The sequence below is a fragment of the Modestobacter sp. SYSU DS0290 genome (assembly GCF_054050955.1).
This window is the reverse complement of record NZ_JBJHAI010000009.1, coordinates 57312-75071: the sequence shown is the minus strand read 5'-3', so window position 1 is coordinate 75071 and position 17760 is coordinate 57312. Positions and strand designations below refer to the sequence as shown.

Annotated in this window: 12 protein-coding genes; 6 read left to right on the top strand and 6 right to left on the bottom strand. The window is 74.4% G+C overall.

Features of this window, described 5'->3' with window-relative positions; genetic code table 11:
- The first annotated feature begins 5 nt into the window (after positions 1–5).
- The 4 genes from treS to ACI795_RS10065 all read left to right on the top strand — a co-directional run bounded on the left by treS (position 6) and on the right by ACI795_RS10065 (position 7916).
- Entirely contained in the window at positions 6–1865 is a 1860-nt protein-coding gene (gene treS / locus ACI795_RS10080) for a maltose alpha-D-glucosyltransferase (protein WP_457075358.1), read from the top strand.
- Complete coding sequence (locus ACI795_RS10075) at positions 1865–3235, top strand: maltokinase N-terminal cap-like domain-containing protein (protein WP_457075357.1); 1371 nt, start codon at positions 1865–1867, stop codon at positions 3233–3235. The genes treS and ACI795_RS10075 overlap by 1 nt, the downstream gene beginning before the upstream one ends.
- A 41-nt stretch (positions 3236–3276) precedes the next feature.
- A complete protein-coding gene (gene glgB, locus ACI795_RS10070; RefSeq protein ID WP_457075356.1) occupies positions 3277–6390 on the top strand; it encodes a 1,4-alpha-glucan branching protein GlgB in 3114 nt (1037 codons plus the stop codon).
- A gap of 92 nt (positions 6391–6482) precedes the next feature.
- Positions 6483–7916, top strand: coding sequence for a neutral zinc metallopeptidase (locus ACI795_RS10065; RefSeq protein WP_457075355.1), 1434 nt, complete (start codon positions 6483–6485; stop codon positions 7914–7916).
- A 55-nt stretch (positions 7917–7971) separates the two neighbouring features.
- Here ACI795_RS10065 and ACI795_RS10060 read toward each other — a convergent pair whose 3' ends face one another.
- From ACI795_RS10060 to ACI795_RS10035, 6 genes are all read right to left on the bottom strand, one after another.
- Positions 7972–8952, bottom strand: a complete 981-nt coding sequence (locus tag ACI795_RS10060; protein ID WP_457075354.1) for a tetratricopeptide repeat protein — start codon at positions 8950–8952, stop codon at positions 7972–7974.
- Positions 8953–9005: 53 nt separating this feature from the next.
- A complete protein-coding gene (locus ACI795_RS10055; protein WP_457075353.1) occupies positions 9006–10697 on the bottom strand; it encodes an acyl-CoA mutase large subunit family protein in 1692 nt (563 codons plus the stop codon).
- Between the two features lie 41 nt (positions 10698–10738).
- Positions 10739–11248 (bottom strand): MarR family winged helix-turn-helix transcriptional regulator, encoded by a 510-nt coding sequence (locus ACI795_RS10050; RefSeq protein ID WP_457075352.1) that lies wholly within the window; start codon positions 11246–11248, stop codon positions 10739–10741.
- Between the two features lie 254 nt (positions 11249–11502).
- On the bottom strand, positions 11503–12975 hold the full coding sequence (locus ACI795_RS10045; protein WP_457075351.1) for a phytoene desaturase family protein: 1473 nt from the start codon (positions 12973–12975) through the stop codon (positions 11503–11505).
- A complete protein-coding gene (gene meaB, locus ACI795_RS10040; protein ID WP_457075350.1) occupies positions 12972–14021 on the bottom strand; it encodes a methylmalonyl Co-A mutase-associated GTPase MeaB in 1050 nt (349 codons plus the stop codon). The genes ACI795_RS10045 and meaB overlap by 4 nt, the downstream gene beginning before the upstream one ends.
- Positions 14018–15223, bottom strand: a complete 1206-nt coding sequence (locus tag ACI795_RS10035; RefSeq protein ID WP_457075349.1) for an acetyl-CoA C-acetyltransferase — start codon at positions 15221–15223, stop codon at positions 14018–14020. Before ACI795_RS10035 ends, meaB begins: the two co-directional genes overlap by 4 nt.
- A gap of 222 nt (positions 15224–15445) precedes the next feature.
- Here ACI795_RS10035 and mce point away from each other — a divergent pair, with 222 nt between their 5' ends.
- Complete coding sequence (gene mce / locus ACI795_RS10030) at positions 15446–15910, top strand: methylmalonyl-CoA epimerase (protein ID WP_457075348.1); 465 nt, start codon at positions 15446–15448, stop codon at positions 15908–15910.
- A gap of 181 nt (positions 15911–16091) precedes the next feature.
- A complete protein-coding gene (locus ACI795_RS10025; RefSeq protein WP_457075347.1) occupies positions 16092–17573 on the top strand; it encodes a hypothetical protein in 1482 nt (493 codons plus the stop codon).
- Positions 17574–17760: the final 187 nt, after the last annotated feature.

The following is a 17760-nucleotide window of genomic DNA, read 5'->3' as shown; positions in this document are numbered from 1 at the left end:
GTTCCATGACCCTCCCCGTCCCCACCCAGTCGACCCCTGGCGCGGGCGAGCAGTCGGCCCTCCCCCCGCCCGGGAGCGACCCCGAGTGGTTCAAGCGCGCCGTCTTCTACGAGGTGCTCGTCCGCGGTTTCGCCGACAGCAACGCCGACGGCATCGGCGACCTGCGCGGCATGATCGGCAAGCTGGACTACCTGCAGTGGCTGGGCGTCGACTGCCTGTGGCTGCCGCCGTTCTTCGCCTCCCCGCTGCGGGACGGCGGCTACGACGTCAGCGACTACACCGCGGTGCTGCCGGAGTTCGGCGACATCGAGGACTTCAAGGAGCTGATCGAGGCCGCCCACTCCCGTGGCATGCGGATGATCATCGACTTCGTCATGAACCACACGTCGGACCAGCACCCCTGGTTCCAGGCCAGCCGCAGCGACCCCGAGGGCCCCTACGGCGACTTCTACGTCTGGGCCGACGACGACACCGGCTACGCCGACGCGCGGATCATCTTCGTCGACACCGAGAGCTCGAACTGGACGTTCGACCCGGTCCGCAAGCAGTACTTCTGGCACCGCTTCTTCAGCCACCAGCCCGACCTGAACTTCGAGAACCCGAAGGTGCAGGAGGCGATCATCGACGCCCTGCGCTTCTGGCTCGACCTCGGCATCGACGGCTTCCGCCTCGACGCCGTCCCCTACCTGTTCGAGGAGGAGGGGACCAACTGCGAGAACCTCCCGCGCACCCACGAGTTCCTCAAGAAGGTGCGCAAGGTCGTCGACGCCGAGTACCCCGACCGGGTGCTGCTGTGCGAGGCGAACCAGTGGCCGGCCGACGTCGTCGAGTACTTCGGCGAGGACGGCGACGAGTGCCAGATGGCCTTCCACTTCCCGGTCATGCCGCGGTTGTTCATGGCCGTGCGGCGCGAGCAGCGCTTCCCGATCTCCGAGATCATGGCGCAGACGCCGGACATCCCGGAGAACTGCCAGTGGGGCGTCTTCCTCCGCAACCACGACGAGCTGACGCTGGAGATGGTCACCGACGAGGAGCGGGACTACATGTGGGGGGAGTACGCCAAGGACCCCCGGATGAAGGCCAACATCGGCATCCGCCGGCGGCTGGCCCCGCTGCTGGACAACGACCTGGACACCCTCGAGCTGTTCACCGCCCTGCTGCTGTCGCTGCCCGGGTCGCCGGTCATGTACTACGGCGACGAGATCGGCATGGGCGACAACATCTGGCTCGGTGACCGCGACGGCGTCCGCACCCCGATGCAGTGGACGCCGGACCGCAACGGTGGCTTCTCCACCGCCGACCCCCAGCGCATGCACCTGCCGCTGGTGGCCGACCCGGTCTACGGCTTCCAGGTGACCAACGTCGAGGCCCAGCTGCGGAACTCGAACTCCCTGCTGCACTGGACCCGCACGATGATCTCGGTGCGCAAGCAGCACCCGACCTTCGGCGTCGGCAGCTTCACCGAGATCGGGTCCCGCAACCCGACGGTGCTCTCCTTCGTGCGCGAGTTCGGCGACGACATCGTGCTCTGCGTGAACAACCTGTCCCGGTTCCCGCAGCCGGTGGAGCTCGACCTGCGCCGCTTCGAGGGCTACACCCCGGTCGAGCTGACCGGGCGCGTGCAGTTCCCTCAGATCGGCGTCCTGCCGTACATGCTCACCCTCGGTGGGCACGGCTTCTACTGGTTCGAGCTGCAGAAGCCCGCCGCCGCGGCCACCGAGGAGGAGGAGGACTGGGAGAGCACGACGAGCAGCAACGTCGCGCAGTCCCTGCTGGACTCCGGCCTGGTGTCCGAGAGCGCCCCGGCGGGCACCGGAGGCCTCGGTGGCGAGGCCCCGACGATCGACTCCGAGGGAGAGGCCTGATGACCGCAGTGACCGACCTGCTGGCCGGCTGGATGCCGGGACAGCGCTGGTTCGGCGGCAAGGGCCGTGAGTGGGCCGAGGTCAGCGACGAGGGGTTCTTCCTCGACCAGTCCGACCCGGTCCTCTCGGTGCACCGCGTCCGGGTGACCTACACCGACGGTGCGACCGAGACCTACCTGGTCCCGCTGTCGTGGCGGGAGTCGCCGGCCGAGGAGCTGTCCAGCGCCTTCATCGGCGCGGTGACCGGCAACGACGGCGTCGAGAACTACGCCTACGACGCGATGCGCGACCGCGACGCCACCGTGCCGTGGCTGACCCACCTGGTGGCCGCCTCGACCGTGGGCCCCATGCACTTCCACCCGGCGGGGGTCGCCCACATCCCCGAGGGGCTGCCCGGCGACATCGTCTCCACCGAGCAGAGCAACACCTCCCTCGTCTACGGCGAGACGGCGATCCTCAAGCTGTTCCGCCGGCTCGAGCCCGGGCTGAACCCCGACGTGGAGATCCACGACGCGCTGCGCCGGGCGGAGAACCCGCACATCGCCGGGCTGCTCGGGCACATCGAGATCGACGGCGAACCCGGTGACGAGCCGGCGACCGTCGCGATGCTGCAGACCTTCGTCCCCAACGCCAGCGACGGCTGGCGACTGGCCACCTCCAGCGTCCGCGACCTCTACGCCGAGGGCGACCTGCACGCCGACGAGGTGGGCGGCGACTTCGCCGGGGAGAGCGAGCGGCTGGGCGAGGCCACCGCCTCGGTGCACGCCGACCTGGCCCGGGTGCTGCCGACCGAGCCGGCCGACCGGGACTGGTACCGCACGCTGGCCGAGCAGATGACCCAGCGGCTGGAGGCGGCCCTCGCCGTCGTCCCGGACCTGGCCGAGCACGCCGACGGGCTGCGGGCGCTGTACTCCGCGGTGGCCGACACCGAGGAGCAGGTGACCCGCCAGCGGGTGCACGGCGACCTGCACCTGGGCCAGGTGCTGCGCACCACGAGCGGCTGGATCGTGCTGGACTTCGAGGGCGAGCCGGCCCGGCCGCTGGCCTCCCGGCGCGAGATGGACACCCCGCTGCGCGACGTGGCGGGGATGCTGCGCAGCTTCGACTACGCGGCCCGGCACATGCTGGTCGAGCAGCCCGACGACCCGCAGCGGGCCTACCGCGCCCAGGAGTGGGCGGAGCGCAACCGGGCCGCCTTCTGCGCCGGCTACTCCGCCGCCGGCGGTCTGCAGCTGTCCGCCGACTCGGCGCTGCTGCGCGCCTTCGAGGCGGACAAGGCCGTCTACGAGTGCGTCTACGAGGCGCGGAACCGGCCGCACTGGCTGATGATCCCGCTCAGCTCGCTGTCCCGGCTGACCTCCGGCGACTGACGCCGACGACCACGGACCACCGAGAAGCACTGGAGACACCGATGAGCACCGAGGACACCCAGGGGCGCTCCCCCGACGCGGAGCCAGCCGGCAAGGACGAGCTGCTGCGCCGGGTGGAGGAGAAGACGGCCGCTGTGCAGGACGCCGCCGCGACGGACACCGCGCCGACCGACGCCGCCCCGCCGGCGAAGAAGGCCACGCGCAAGGCCGCCGCCAAGAAGGCCCCGGCGAAGAAGGCCCCGGCCAAGAAGGCGGCTGCTGCGGCCGCTGGCGCGGGTGGGCAGACCGAGCTCGCCGACGAGGCGGCGCCGGCGAAGAAGGCCGCCAAGCGGACGACGAAGAAGGCGACCGCGGCCGCCGAGGGCGAGGCCACCCCGGCCAAGCGGACCCGGAAGGCCGCCGCCACGAAGGTGACGGCCGCCCCGGTCGTCGCCCCGGCGCCGATCGCCGAGCCCGGCGACCCGTCCGCCCCCTCGGCGCCCCAGCCCGAGCCGCCGAGCCCCGACCCGGCCGAGCCGAGCACCCCGCAGGCGCCGGAGGACGGCGAGCACGCCGGCACCGGTGGCAGCTCCCCGGCCGAGACCTCCTCGGAGCCGGGCGCGGAGCCGGCACCCGACACCGTCGGCACCGACACCCCCGCGGCCGAGGCCTCCACCGACGCGGAGCTGCCGGAGTCGACGACCGCCGAGACCACCACCGCCGACCTGGTCGTCGGTGAGGTCACCGACCTGCCGCCCGCGCCCGACCAGGCACCCGAGCCGGCCGCCACCGAGCTGGTCGAGGCGCTGCCCGACGGGGAGGCCCCGGTGAGCACCTCGGTGCCCGCCGACGTCACCCCGGCCGGCCGGGAGGTCTCCGGGGAGGAGCTGCGCGCCGTCGTCGAGGGCTGGTCCTACGACCCGCACGGCGTGCTGGGCGCCCACCGGGTCGACGAGGGCTGGGCGGTCCGCACGCTGCGCCCCGACGCCGTGGCCGTCGTCGTCGTCGACCAGGACGGCACCCGGTACGAGGCACACCAGCTGCACGGCGGCGGGATCTACGAGGCCCGCCTGCCGCAGCAGCCCGGCGACTACCGCATCGAGGTCGTCTACCCCGACGGGCAGGGCGGCACCGACACCTACCTGGTCGACGACCCCTACCGCTGGCTGCCCACCCTGGGCCAGCTGGACCAGCACCTCATCCGCGAGGGCCGGCACGAGCAGCTGTGGACCGTGCTCGGGGCGCACGTGCGCCACTACGACACCCCCGGTGGCCCGGTCGACGGCGTCTCCTTCGCCGTCTGGGCGCCCAGCGCCCGCGGGGTGAAGGTCACCGGCGACTTCGACTACTGGGAGGCGCGCGCCTACCCGATGCGGTCGCTGGGCTCCTCCGGGGTCTGGGAGGTCTTCGTCCCCGGGGCGAAGGCCGGCACGCGGTACCGGTACCACGTGCTCGGCGCCGACGGTCAGTGGCGGGTGAAGAGCGACCCGATGGCGTTCGCCACCGAGGTGCCGCCGTCCAACGCCTCGGTGGTCACCGAGTCCACGTACGAGTGGAACGACGGGGAGTGGCTCGCCTCGCGCGCCGAGGGCCGCTGGCACGAGCGGCCGATGAGCGTCTACGAGGTGCACGCCGGCTCCTGGCGGCAGGGGCTGTCCTACCGCGAGATGGCCGACGAGCTGGTCGCCTACGTCAAGGACGCCGGGTTCACCCACCTGGAGTTCATGCCGCTGGCCGAGCACCCCTTCGGCGGGTCCTGGGGCTACCAGGTCACCTCGTACTACGCGCCCACCTCGCGCTTCGGCACCCCCGACGACCTGCGGTACCTGATCGACACCGCGCACCAGGCCGGCATCGGCGTCATCGTCGACTGGGTGCCGGCGCACTTCCCGAAGGACGAGTGGGCGCTGGCCCGCTTCGACGGCACGCCGCTGTACGAGCACCCGGACCCCCGTCGCGGTGAGCAGCCGGACTGGGGCACCTACGTGTTCGACTTCGGCCGGCCCGAAGTGCGCAACTTCCTGGTCGCGAACGCGCTCTACTGGGCGCAGGAGTTCCACGTCGACGGCATCCGCGTCGACGCGGTCGCCTCGATGCTCTACCTGGACTACTCGCGCAACGACGGCGAGTGGACGCCGAACGAGTACGGCGGCCGGGAGAACCTGGAGGCGGTGGCCTTCCTGCAGGAGATGAACGCGACCGTCTACAAGGCGGTGCCCGGCGTCATCACGATCGCCGAGGAGTCGACCGCCTGGCCAGGCGTCACCCGCCCCACCTACCTGGGCGGGCTGGGCTTCGGGTTCAAGTGGAACATGGGCTGGATGCACGACTCGCTCGGCTACATGGCGAACCAGCCGGTGTACCGCAGCTACCACCACAGCCAGCTGACGTTCTCCCTGGTCTACGCGTTCTCGGAGAACTACGTCCTGCCGATCAGCCACGACGAGGTCGTCTACGGCAAGGGCTCGCTGCTGCGGAAGATGCCCGGTGACCGGTGGCAGCAGCTGGCCAACCTGCGCGCCTACCTGGGCTACATGTGGGCCCACCCGGGCAAGCAGCTGCTGTTCATGGGCTCGGAGTTCGGCCAGCTGTCGGAGTGGGCGGAGAGCCGCTCGCTGGACTGGTGGCACCTCGACGACCCGGCGCACCGGGGCGTGCTCGACCTGGTCCGTGACCTGAACACCGTGTACCGGGAGAGCGAGGCGCTCTACAGCCAGGACGTCGACCCGGCCGGTTTCCAGTGGATCGACGCCAACGACGCCGGCGGCAACACGCTGACCTTCCTCCGTTACGGCAAGGACGGGCAGGTGCTCGCCTGCGTGTCGAACTTCTCCGGCACGCCGCACTCGGAGTACCGCATCGGCCTGCCGCGCGGCGGCCGGTGGCGTGAGGCGGTCAACACCGACGCCGAGGGCTACGGCGGCTCGGGGGTGGGCAACTACGGCGCCATCGACGCCGAGCCCGAGTCCTGGCACGGCCAGCCGTGGTCGGCGACGCTCACCGTGCCGCCGCTGGCGACCGTGTGGTTCGTGCACGAGGGCCCCGAGCCCGAGCTGCCCGACTCCGGCACCCCGGCCGACCAGGCGCAGATCGCCGCCGCCGAGGCCTCCGGTGCCGCCGAGGGCCCGGGCACCGCGGTCGAGGCCGCCCAGGCCGACCTCGACCGGCAGGACTGACACCACCGGGGAGCGGCGGCCGTGCGGCCGCCGCTCCCCGGCCCGGCGCGAGGGACCGCCACCGCACCGGTGGCCTGGACGACAGGGAGCCGATGTCCGTCTCGTCGCGTCGGATCGCCGGCGCCGTCCTGGCCGCGGCGCTGGCGGCGACGGCGCTCAGCGGGTGCGCGGTGACCTTCATCGAGGGCACGGCGACCCCGCTCGCCGGCGCGCGCGGCGAGGTCGGCCCGGCGGAGTTCCCGATCATCGGGGCCGGCGACGGGGACGTCGACCGGATCGCGCGCAACGCGCTGGCCGACCTGAACACCTACTGGGCCGAGCAGTTCGTCCTCGTGTACCAGCAGGAGTTCCCGCCGCTGACCGGTGGCTACTACTCCGTCGACCCGGCGGACATCGACCCCACCGTCTACCCCGGTGGGGAGATCGGCTGCGGCGAGCCCCCCGAGGCCGTCGAGGACAACGCCTTCTACTGCGGGCCCGGTGAGCAGTACCCGAACGGCGACGCCATCCAGTACGACCGGGCCTTCCTCGGCGACCTGGCCTTCGGCACCGGCGGGTCGGAGGGCTACGGCCGGTTCATCCCCGCGCTGGTGATGGCGCACGAGTTCGGGCACGCCGTGCAGGGCCGGGTGGGCTACCCGTTCCAGGCCTCGATCGCGATCGAGACGCAGGCCGACTGCTTCGCCGGCGCCTGGACCCGGTGGGTCGCCGACGGCGAGGCGCCGCACAACTCGATCCGGCCGGCCGAGCTGGACGACGTGCTGCGCGGCTACCTGCTGCTGCGCGACCCGGTGGGCACCGGGCTCAACGCGGGCGAGGCGCACGGCTCCTACTTCGACCGGGTCTCGGCCTTCCAGGAGGGCTTCGACGACGGCCCGACGGCGTGCCGGGACGCCTTCGGCGCCGACCGCCCCTACACGCAGGGCGCGTTCCGCGACGACGACGACGCGCTCACCGGCGGCAACGCCCCCTACGAGCTGACCGTGGGCCAGTTCGTCCCGGAGGGCCTGGGCGAGTTCTGGCAGCAGGTGCTCAGCGACCGCGGTGCGACGTTCGACCCGCCGACGCTGGAGCCCTTCAACCGTCGGGCCCCGGCCTGCGACGGCGCGCGCGCCGACGTCGACCTGCTCTACTGCCCCGCCGACGACACCGTCGCCTTCGACGAGCGGGAGCTCACCGGGCCGCTCTACGCGGCCGAGCGGGGCGGGGACTACGCCGTGCTCACCGCCGTGGCCATCCCCTACGCGCTGGCCGGCCGCGAACAGCTCGGGCTGCCCACCGACGGGCAGGAGGCACTGCGCTCGGCGGTCTGCCTGTCCGGCGCCTTCACCGCCTCGGTGCTCAACGAGGAGAGCACGGTCCTGAGCATCTCCCCCGGCGACGTCGACGAGAGCGTGTCGTTCCTGCTCGAGTACGCGACCGACCCGCAGGTGCTCCCCGACGCCGAGCTGACCGGCTTCCAGCTGGTCGACGTCTTCCGCGCCGGGGTCTTCGAGGGCCCCGCCGCCTGCAACCTCGACGACTGAGGAAGGCCCCCCTCGCAGGCTCGCGATGGACCCTGCGAGGGGGCCGGGCGACGGGCTAGTACAGGGCGAGGGTGAGCGCGCGGCGGGCGGCGCCGACCCGGGGGTCATCGTCGCCGACGACCCCGAACAGCTCCACCAGGTGCTTGCGAGCCAGGTCGCGGTCCTCACCGGCGGTGCGGCGGATGACGTCCAGCAGCCGGTCGAAGGCGGCCTCCACGTTGCCCGTGCCCAGCAGCAGGTCGGCGGCGCGGGTCTGGGCGGCGATGTCGTCCGGGGCCGCGTCGGCGGCGTTGACCGCATCCGGCCCGGCCTCCTCCGCCCGGCGGAACAGCTGCACCTGGCGCAGCGCGAGGCCGGCGACGGGGTGCTCGGGCTCGGCGTCGAGGATCGCCTGGTAGGCGGCCTCGGCCGCGGTCAGGTCACCCCGGTCCAGCGCGGCCTCGGCCTCGTCCAGCCGCGGGTCCTCCGGCTCGGCCGGCTCACCCTCGGCACCGCCGGGCGCCGCTCCCCCGGTGGTGGCTGCGACCAGCTCGGTGACGAACTGGCGCGCCTGCTCCTCCGGGATGGCGCCGGTGAACTCGGCGACCAGCTGCCCCTGCCAGACCGCCTTGACCGCGGGGATGCCCTGCACCCGCAGCCCCTGGGCCAGCGCCGGGTTGGCGTCCACGTCGATCTTGGCGAGCACCCACGACCCGCCACCCTCGGTGGCCAGCCGCTCGAGCACCGGGGACAGCTGCTTGCACGGGCCGCACCACTCGGCCCACAGGTCGAGGACGACCGGGACCTGGAAGGAGCGGTCGAGGACCTCGGCCTGGAAGGTGTCCTCGGTGACGTCGACGACGGCGCTCCCCGGAGCGCCGGCCGGCGCGGCGGCCGACGGCGGCGGCGCGGCCTGGGCGCGGGCCGCTGCCTCGCTGCGCGCCTTGACCGCAGCGAGGTCGACGGCGCCGGCCAGGGAGGCGGCCATCTGCGCCTGCTGGGCGGCGGCGCGGGGGTCACGCGGGGCGGCGGGGCGAGCAGGACGGTTCGGCTGCATGCCCACGATCATCCCACCGGACGCCGGGGTGCGGCGCGGCCGGTCGCCCGGGGTCAGAACCGGGCGGGCTCGGTGTAGGTGCCCCACTCGGTGCGGAGGGCGTCGCAGATCTCGCCGAGGGTCGCCTCGGCGCGGGCGGCCTCGAGCATGGCGGGCACCATGTTCGCCCCGGTGCGGGCGACCTCGACCATCCGGGCCACCGCGGCCCGGGCGGCCTCGTCGTCGCGGGCCTGCCGCCGGGTGGCCAGCTCGGCCCGCTGGTCCAGCTCGACCTGGTGGCCGACCCGCAGGATCTCCAGCTGGTCGCCCTCCTCGACCGAGTCGGTGAGGGTGTTCACCCCGACCACCCTCTTCTGGCCCTTCTCCAGCGCCCGCTGGTAGGTGAACGCCGCCTCGGCGATCTCCCCGGTGAACCAGCCGTCCTCGATCCCCCGCAGGATGCCGCTGGTCATCGACCCGTCGGAGCCCATCTCCCGGATGCGGGCGAAGACCTCCTCGGCCTGCCGTTCCAGCTCGTCGGTGAGCGCCTCGACGTACCAGGAGCCGCCCAGCGGGTCGGCCACGTTGGCCACCCCGGTCTCCTCGGCGAGCACCTGCTGGGTCCGCAGCGCGATCTGCGCGGCCTTGGCGCTGGGCAGCGCGAGCACCTCGTCGAGGGCGTTGGTGTGCAGCGAGTTGGTGCCGCCGAGCACTGCGGCGAGCGCCTCCACCGCCGTCCGGACGATGTTGTTCTCCGGCTGCTGGGCGGTGAGCGAGACGCCGGCGGTCTGGGTGTGGAAGCGCAGCTGCTGGGCCCTCGCCGTGCGGGCGCCGTAGACGTCGCGCAGCCAGCGGGCCCAGATCCGCCGGGCCGCGCGGAACTTGGCGACCTCCTCGAAGAAGTCGATGTGCGCGTCGAAGAAGAAGCTCAGCCCGGGGGCGAACACGTCCACGTCGAGGCCCCGGGAGAGCCCCAGCTCCACGTAGCCGAAGCCGTCGGCGAGCGTGTACGCCAGCTCTTGCGCGGCGGTCGAGCCGGCCTCCCGGATGTGGTAGCCGGACACCGAGACCGGCTTGTAGGCGGGGATCTCGTGCGCGCAGAACTCCATCAGGTCGCCGATCAGCCGCAGGTGCGGCTCCGGGGCGAACAGCCACTCCTTCTGCGCCGTGTACTCCTTGAAGATGTCGGTCTGCAGCGTGCCGTCCAGCTTCGCGACGTCCACGCCCTGGCGCTCGGCGGCCACCAGGTACATGCAGAACACCGGGACGGCCGGGCCGCTGATCGTCATCGACGTGGTGGTGTCCTGCAGCGGGATGCCGGCGAACAGCGCGTCCATGTCGGCGGCGGAGTCGACCGCGACCCCGCAGTGCCCGACCTCGCCGAGCGCGCGGGGGTCGTCGGAGTCCCGGCCCATCAGCGTCGGCATGTCGAAGGCGACCGACAGCCCGCCCCCGCCGGCGGCGAGCAGCGCGCGGAACCGCTCGTTGGTCTGCCGGGCGTTGCCGAAGCCGGCGAACTGGCGGATGGTCCAGAGCCGGCCGCGGTAGCCGGTGGGGTGCAGGCCGCGGGTGTAGGGGAACTCCCCCGGCCAGCCGATCCGCTCGAAGCCCGGGACGGCGCGCTCGTCGGCGGGCCCGTAGACCGGCTCGACGGCCACCCCCGACAGGGTGGTGAAGTCCGCCTCCCGCACCCGCCCGGCGGCCAGCGCCGACTCGTACCGCTCCTGCCACCGCTGGCGGGCCTCGTTGCCCGCGGGCTCGGTCATGGCCAGATGCTAGGACGTCCTAGCATCTGCGGCCAGGGCCCTCATCCCGGCGCGACGTCCCCGGCGCCCAGCCGCACCTTCCGGAGGATGTCGAACAGCGTGTCCAGCTCGGCCTCGGGCAGGTCGGCCAGCCCGAAGTCCTGGCCGGTGAGCGCCTCGGTGGCCAGCGGGACGACGTCCCGGCCGGCGTCGGTGATCGCGGCCAGCACCCCACGACCGTCGGTCGGGTTGGGGCGCCGCTCCACGTAGCCGGCGGCGACCAGCCGCTCGATCGCGTTGGTGACGCTGGTCGGGTGCACCATCAACCGGCTGCCGATCACCTTCAGCGGCAGCTGTCCGGTGCGGGAGAAGGTGAGCAGCACCAGCACCTCGTAGCGGGCGAAGGTCAGCCGGTGCGGTCGCAGCGCCTCGTCGAAGCGGGCGAGCAGGATCTGCTGCACCCGGAACACCGAGGTCGCCGCGCGCATCGACGCCGCCGGGCCGAACCGCTCCGCCCAGCTCTGGGCCGCGCGCTCGATCGGGTCGAAGGGCAGCCCCAGGGGTCGGACCATGACCGCAGAGCGTAGGCCCGGGCTCCGGCCGCCGACCGCGCCCGCCGAGTGATGAGCCGTCGACGCCTGTCGACCAGGTGACATGTCGATGAGTCGACACTCGGCGAGCGCCCGCGCCGGGGCCGTGGACAGCGCGGACGGTCGCGGCCGCCGACCGGCCAGGCTCGTCCGGTGGCCATCGCCCCGTCGACGTGTCGACCCCTCCCGCCCGGTCGACACGTCGAGGACTCGACACTCGGTGAGCAGCGCCGGGGTCAGGCGGGCGGTGCCGGCCGGAGCCTCGGTGCCTGCCGGATGCCGAACACCTCGCGCAGCGCCACCCGCGCGGCGTTGTCGCCGCAGTGCCCGTGCACGGCCGGGCCGGGCGGGGTGGCGGCACCGGCGAGGTAGACCCCGGTCATCGGCGTCTTGTAGGTGTTCCAGCGGGGCACCGGACGGAAGAGCATCTGCCGCAGCGACGCCTCGCCGTTGGAGATGTCCCCCCCGACGTCGTTGGGGTTCCAGTGCTCCATCTGCCCGGCGTGCATGGTGTGCCGGGCCAGGATCGTGTCGCGGAAGCCGGGGGCGAACCGCTCGATCTGCGCCTCGATCGCCTCGGTCATGTCGACCGTCGACCCGTGCGGCACGTGCACGTACGCCCAGAAGACGTGCCCGCCCTCGGGTGCCCGGGCGGGGTCGACGACGGTGGGCTGCACGGCCAGCACGTAGGGCCGGTCGGTGATCCGCCCGGCGGCCGGGGCTGCCTCCCCCGCGATCGTCTCCGCCATCGTGCCCGCGACGTGCACGGTGCCGGCCCGCCGGACCTCGGGGTTGGTCCACGGCACCGGCTCCGACAGCGCCCAGTCGACCTTGAACACCCCCGGACCGTGCCGGTAGCGGTGCACCCAGCGGCGGTAGCCGTCGGGGACACCGTTGCCGGCCATCGCCACGAAGGCCCCGGGCGAGGTGTCCAGCAGGACGGCGGGCACCCCGGCGAACTCGCGCAGGTCGGTGACCTCGTGCCCGGTGACGACCTCGCCGCCCTGCTGCTCGAGGGCGGTGACCATCGCGTCGGCGAGCACCTGGGACCCGCCCTCGACCACCGGCCAGCCCTGGTGGTGGGAGAGCATCCCCAGGAACATGCCCAGCGCCGCGGTCAGCGGCCGGGTCAGGTCGAGCATCCCGTGCGCGGCGGCGCCGGTGATCAGCGCCTTCGCCTCGTCGTCGGCGAAGTACCGGTCGGCGAGGAACCTGATGTTCGGCAGCCCCTGCAGGCCGAAGCTGGCGATCGCCGGCGCGCCGCGCACCGGGAGCCGGCGGAAGGCCGAGGTCAGGAAGAAGTCGACGATCTCGTCCGCGTGCCGCAGCAGCGGCCCGAACAGCCGCCGGTAGGCCGCGGCGTCCCGGCCGAGCGACTCGGCCGTCCGGTCCAGGTCGTGCACGGAGACCGCGGCCCGCCCGCCGTCCAGCGGGTGGGCGAAGTTGATCTCCGGCTGGAGCAGCCGGACCCCGCGGGAGGCGAGGTCGAACTCGGTGAAGAACGGCGCGCTCGCCGCCATCGGGTGCACCGTGGAGCAGATGTCGTGCCGGTAGCCGGGCAGCGTCACCTCCTCGGTCCGCAGCCCGCCACCGGGCTGGTCACCGCGCTCCACCACCCGCACGGACAGGCCGGCCGCGGCCAGCCGCAGGGCGGCGGCCAGCCCGTTCGGGCCGGCTCCGACGACGACGGCGTCCGGGGTCCCGTTCACGGCGCCATCCTGCCCGCCGGGTCCTGGAGCTGCGCGACGAGCTGGTCCGCGGCCCGGTACGGGTCGGTCTCCCCCGCCACCACCCGCTCGGCCAGGGCCGGCAGCGCGGCCGAGCCACCGACGTCGCCCATCCGTTCGCGCAGCCCGGCGACGGCGACCGCCTCCACCTCACGGGCGGCCCGCGCCACCCGGCGCCGGTGTCCCTCGCCCGAGGACCTCAGCCAGGCGGCGTGCTCGTCGAGCCGGGCGACCACCAGGTCGACGCCGCTGTCGGCGTCGCGGGAGGCGACGGTCTGCACGATCGGCGGGCGCCACGCCCCGGCCTCGCTGTGCGGGCCCCCCAGGGAGAGCATCGCGCGCAGGTCGCGCACGGTCTGGTCCGCGCCGTCCCGGTCGGCCTTGTTCACCACGAAGACGTCGGCCACCTCCAGGATCCCGGCCTTGGCCGCCTGGATGCCGTCGCCCATGCCCGGGGCGAGCAGCACCAGCGTGGTGTCGGCCAGCGCGGCGACCTCCAGCTCCGACTGCCCCACCCCCACCGTCTCGACCAGCACGACGTCGCAGCCGGCCGCGTCGAGCACGCGCAGCGCCTGCGGCGTGGCCCAGGCCAGCCCACCCAGGTGCCCGCGGGAGGCCATCGACCGGATGAACACCCCGGGGTCCCCGGCGTGGTCCTGCATCCGCACCCGGTCACCGAGCAGTGCGCCGCCCGAGAACGGGGACGAGGGGTCGACGGCGAGCACCCCCACCCGCTCACCGCGCGCCCGGAAGGCGCGCACCAGCGCCGTCGTCGTCGTCGACTTGCCGACCCCGGGCGGCCCGGTGAGCCCGACGACCCGGGCGTTGCCGGTGTGCGGCGCGAGCGCGGCCGCGACCGCACGCAGCAGCGGGCTGGCGTCCTCGACCAGCGAGATCAGCCGGGCCACCGACCGGGCGTCGCCCTCCCGCGCGCCGGCGACCAGCGCCGGCACGTCGGCGGCCCGCCGGCCCCGCCGCCCCGGTCCGGCGGCAGGTGCCCCGACGGCCGGCGACCCGGGCTCGCTCACGCGGCGGCGGGGACCCTGAGGATGAGTGCGTCGCCCTGGCCACCACCACCGCACAGCGCGGCGGCTCCCACCCCGCCGCCGCGACGGCGGAGCTCCAGCGCCAGGTGCAGCACGATCCGGGCGCCGCTCATCCCGACCGGGTGGCCCAGCGCGATCGCCCCGCCGTTGGGGTTGACCTTCTCCGGTTCGATGCCCAGCTCGCGGGTGGAGACGATGCCGACGGCGGCGAACGCCTCGTTCAGCTCGACCAGGTCCAGGCCGGCCGGGTCGATCCCCTCCCGCGCACAGGCCTTGGCGATCGCCCGCGACGGCTGGGTCTGCAGCGTGGCGTCCGGGCCGGCGACGACGCCGTGCGCGCCGATCTCGGCCAGCACCGTGCACCCCAGCTCGGCAGCCTTGGCCGCGGACATCACCACGACCGCGCAGGCGCCGTCGGAGATCTGCGACGCCGACGCCGCGGTGATCGTGCCGTCGGGTGCGAAGGCCGGCCTCAGCCGCGCCAGGCTCTCCGGGGTCGTGTCCGGGCGGATCCCCTCGTCCTCGCGGAACTCGATGGGGTCGCCCTTGCGCTGCGGGACGAGCACCGGGGTGATCTCGTCGTCGAACAGGCCGTTCTTCTGGGCTGCGGCGGCCTTCTGGTGACTGGCGGCGGCGAACGCGTCCTGCTCCTCGCGGGTCAGCCCGTACCGGCTGTTGGCCTGCTCGGTCAGCGCCCCCATGGCGACCTGGTCGAAGGTGTCGGTGAGGCCGTCGTGCGCCATCGCGTCGACCAGCGCGGTGTCGCCGTACTTCGTGCCGGTGCGCGAGCTGGGCAGCAGGTGCGGCGCCTGCGTCATCGACTCCATGCCGCCGGCGACCACGACGTCGAACTCGCCGGCCCGGATGAGCTGGTCGGCCAGGGCGATGGCGTCGATGCCGGAGAGGCAGACCTTGTTCAACGTGAACGAGGGCACCGACATGGGGATGCCGCCGGCGACCGCGGCCGGGCGGGCCGGGTTCTGCCCCGCGCCGGCCTGGATGACCTGGCCCATGATCACGTAGTCGACCTGGTCGCCGGTGATCCCGGCGCGCTCGAGGGCCGCCTTGATCGCGACGCCGCCGAGGTCGGCGGCGCTGAAGTCCTTGAGGGAACCCAGCAGGCGACCCATCGGCGTGCGGGCGCCGCCGACGATGACGGAGCGGGTGGGTGCGGGCTGGCTCATCGGGGCCTCCAGTGGCTCCGGCCGCCGCCGTTGGCGGCCTGCTCCGGGGCAGCGGCGCGACCTTCCGCGCCGCTGCGGGATCCGTCGAGGATAGGACCCCCCACGGTGATAGGACCCCCCACGGTGCGCCGGCACCGAGCAGCCACCGGCCCACCGGTGCGCGAGGTGACCCCGGACACAACGGGGTCCCGCAGCGGCGGGCGCCCCGGCAGGATGCGCCGCATGACCGACGCCGTGCCCGACGCCGCGCACAGCCGGCTGCCCGCCGGGATGTTCACCACCATCGACCACGTGGGCATCGCGGTGCCCGACCTGGACGAGGCGATCGCCTTCTACGCCGCCACCTTCGGGGTGCAGTCGGTGCACGAGGAGACCAACGAGGAGCAGGGCGTCCGGGAGGCGATGCTCGCCGTCGGTGACGGGGAGACCCGGGTCCAGCTGCTCGCCCCGCTCACCCCCGAGTCGACGATCGCGCGGTTCATCGGCCGCTCCGGCCCGGGCCTGCAGCAGCTCGCCTTCCGGGTGACCGACGTCGAGGCCGCCGCGCAGACGCTGCGCGACCGCGGCCTGCGGCTGCTCTACGACTCCCCACGCCGCGGCACCGCCGGCAGCCGGGTGAACTTCGTGCACCCCAAGGACGCCGGCGGCGTGCTGGTCGAGCTGGTGGAGCCGGCCGCCGCGCACTGACCGCCCGTCCGCGACACCGCCCTGCGGGCCCGCCACCGGGCGGCGATCGACCGCGTGCGCGGCCGCGGACGGGACGCACCGGGGTCCGGCCGGTGGCCCGACCCCGGGCTCCCTGGCCGTTGCCTGCGGAGCGGCCGGGGACACGCTGACCCGGGACCGGTTCTCTGCGAGGATGACGCGCATGAGCGACCCGCGTGACGACTTCTTCCGCGACGGCGGCCCCGGCTTCGACGTGGTGCGCAAGGGTTACGACCGGGAACAGGTGCACGAGACCCTCGCCGGGCTCGACGCCGACCTGCGGGTCGCGATCGCCGACCGGGACGCCGCTGTGGCGCGCTCCTCCGACCTGGCCCGGCAGCTGCAGGCCCTGCACGGTGAGGTCGAGTCGCTGCGCCGCCGCGCGGCCAGCGCCAGCGCCCCCACCTTCGAGAACATGGGCGAGCGCATCTCGAACATGCTGCGGCTGGCCGAGGAAGAGGCCGCGGAGATCCGCCGGGCCGCCCAGGAGGACGCCGCCCAGCTGCAGGCGGCGGTCGCCGCCGAGGCCGAGGCGGTCCGCGAGCGGATCACCGGCGAGGAGCGGGCGCTCGGCGAGCGGTCGGCCGCCAGCCGGGCCGAGGCCGAGCGGCTCGTCGCCGAGGCCCGGGCGCATGCCGAGCAGGTCGCGGTGAAGGCGCAGGCCCGCGCCGACGAGCTGGTGAGCAAGGCGCAGGAGCGGGTGGCCCGCCTCGACGCCGACTCGCAGGCCCGCCGCACCAAGGCGGAGGAGGACTTCGAGATCGCGATGCGCATCCGGCGCACCGAGGCCGCGCGGCTGGAGGAGGAGCGCGAGCGCGCGTCCGTCGCCGCCGCCCAGCAGCGCATCAGCACCGCCGACGAGCGGGCGCACCGCACCGTCACCGAGGCCGAGGCGTCGGCGGCGGCGATCCGGGCCGTCCGGGACGAGCTCACCCAGCGGCTCACCGAGGTGCGCACGCTGCTGGGGCAGCTGCCCGACCTCGGCGACCGCCCGGCACCGGCCACCCCCGCGGCCCAGCCGGCCGAGAAGCCGGCCCGGCCTGCGGCGGAGCAGCAGCCCGCGGCCCCCGCTGCCCAGCCGCCGGCCGCCCGCACCCAGTCGCTCCGGGTCCCGCCGCGTCCGGAGGAGCGGAGCGCGGCGTCCCAGGGCACGGCGCCGGAGAGCCAGGCGCCCGCGGCTCCGGCCCGGGAGGCGGAGGCCCCGAAGACGGAGGCCCGGGAGGCGGAGGCCCCGAAGGCGGAGGCCCCGAAGGCGGAGGCCCCCAAGACGGAGGCCCCCAAGGCGGAGGCCGCGACGCCGGGAGCCCCGCAGCCCGACCAGCGGCCGACCCCGACCCAGGCGGTGCCGCAGCAGAGCCCGGCAGCCCAGCCGGCTGCCGGGCCCCGGACCGCCCCGGCCACGCCCGCCCAGGCGGCGCCTGCCCAGGCCACCCCCGCCCCGGAGCAGTCCGCCGCGCCGGCGGGCAGCCTGGAACGACCGGCCGCCGAGCAGCAGCCCGCTCGCCCGGTCGCCGCGCCGCGGCAGACCCCGCCGGTGCCCCCGCGGAGCACCCCGCCCCGTGGCCAGCAGCCGACCACCCCGCCCGTCCCCGCCGGCACCGGCAGCGCCCCGGGCACCGGCTCGACCGAGTCCGGCCGCAGCTGATCGACGCCGGCGCAGGGTCCACCCGCGCCGGCCGGCCCACCTGACGAGGACCCGCCCCGGACCACCGGTGGCGGGTCCTCGCACGTCCGCCACCGGCCGTCCGCCCCGCGCGCCCACCCCGGTGGCCCGGCCTCCGTCCCCGTGTCAGGGTCGGGTGCGGGTGCGTGCCGGGCCGACTCCACCGGGT

What these genes read in the sequence shown, in the direction of transcription:
- treS (WP_457075358.1), top strand. Translation starts at nt 6, where the DNA reads ATGACCCTCCCCGTCCCCACCCAGTCGACCCCTGGCGCGGGCGAGCAG.
- ACI795_RS10075 (WP_457075357.1), top strand. Translation starts at nt 1,865, where the DNA reads ATGACCGCAGTGACCGACCTGCTGGCCGGCTGGATGCCGGGACAGCGC.
- glgB (WP_457075356.1), top strand. Translation starts at nt 3,277, where the DNA reads ATGAGCACCGAGGACACCCAGGGGCGCTCCCCCGACGCGGAGCCAGCC.
- ACI795_RS10065 (WP_457075355.1), top strand. Translation starts at nt 6,483, where the DNA reads ATGTCCGTCTCGTCGCGTCGGATCGCCGGCGCCGTCCTGGCCGCGGCG.
- ACI795_RS10060 (WP_457075354.1), bottom strand. Translation starts at nt 8,952, where the DNA reads ATGCAGCCGAACCGTCCTGCTCGCCCCGCCGCCCCGCGTGACCCCCGC.
- ACI795_RS10055 (WP_457075353.1), bottom strand. Translation starts at nt 10,697, where the DNA reads ATGACCGAGCCCGCGGGCAACGAGGCCCGCCAGCGGTGGCAGGAGCGG.
- ACI795_RS10050 (WP_457075352.1), bottom strand. Translation starts at nt 11,248, where the DNA reads ATGGTCCGACCCCTGGGGCTGCCCTTCGACCCGATCGAGCGCGCGGCC.
- ACI795_RS10035 (WP_457075349.1), bottom strand. Translation starts at nt 15,223, where the DNA reads ATGAGCCAGCCCGCACCCACCCGCTCCGTCATCGTCGGCGGCGCCCGC.
- mce (WP_457075348.1), top strand. Translation starts at nt 15,446, where the DNA reads ATGACCGACGCCGTGCCCGACGCCGCGCACAGCCGGCTGCCCGCCGGG.
- ACI795_RS10025 (WP_457075347.1), top strand. Translation starts at nt 16,092, where the DNA reads ATGAGCGACCCGCGTGACGACTTCTTCCGCGACGGCGGCCCCGGCTTC.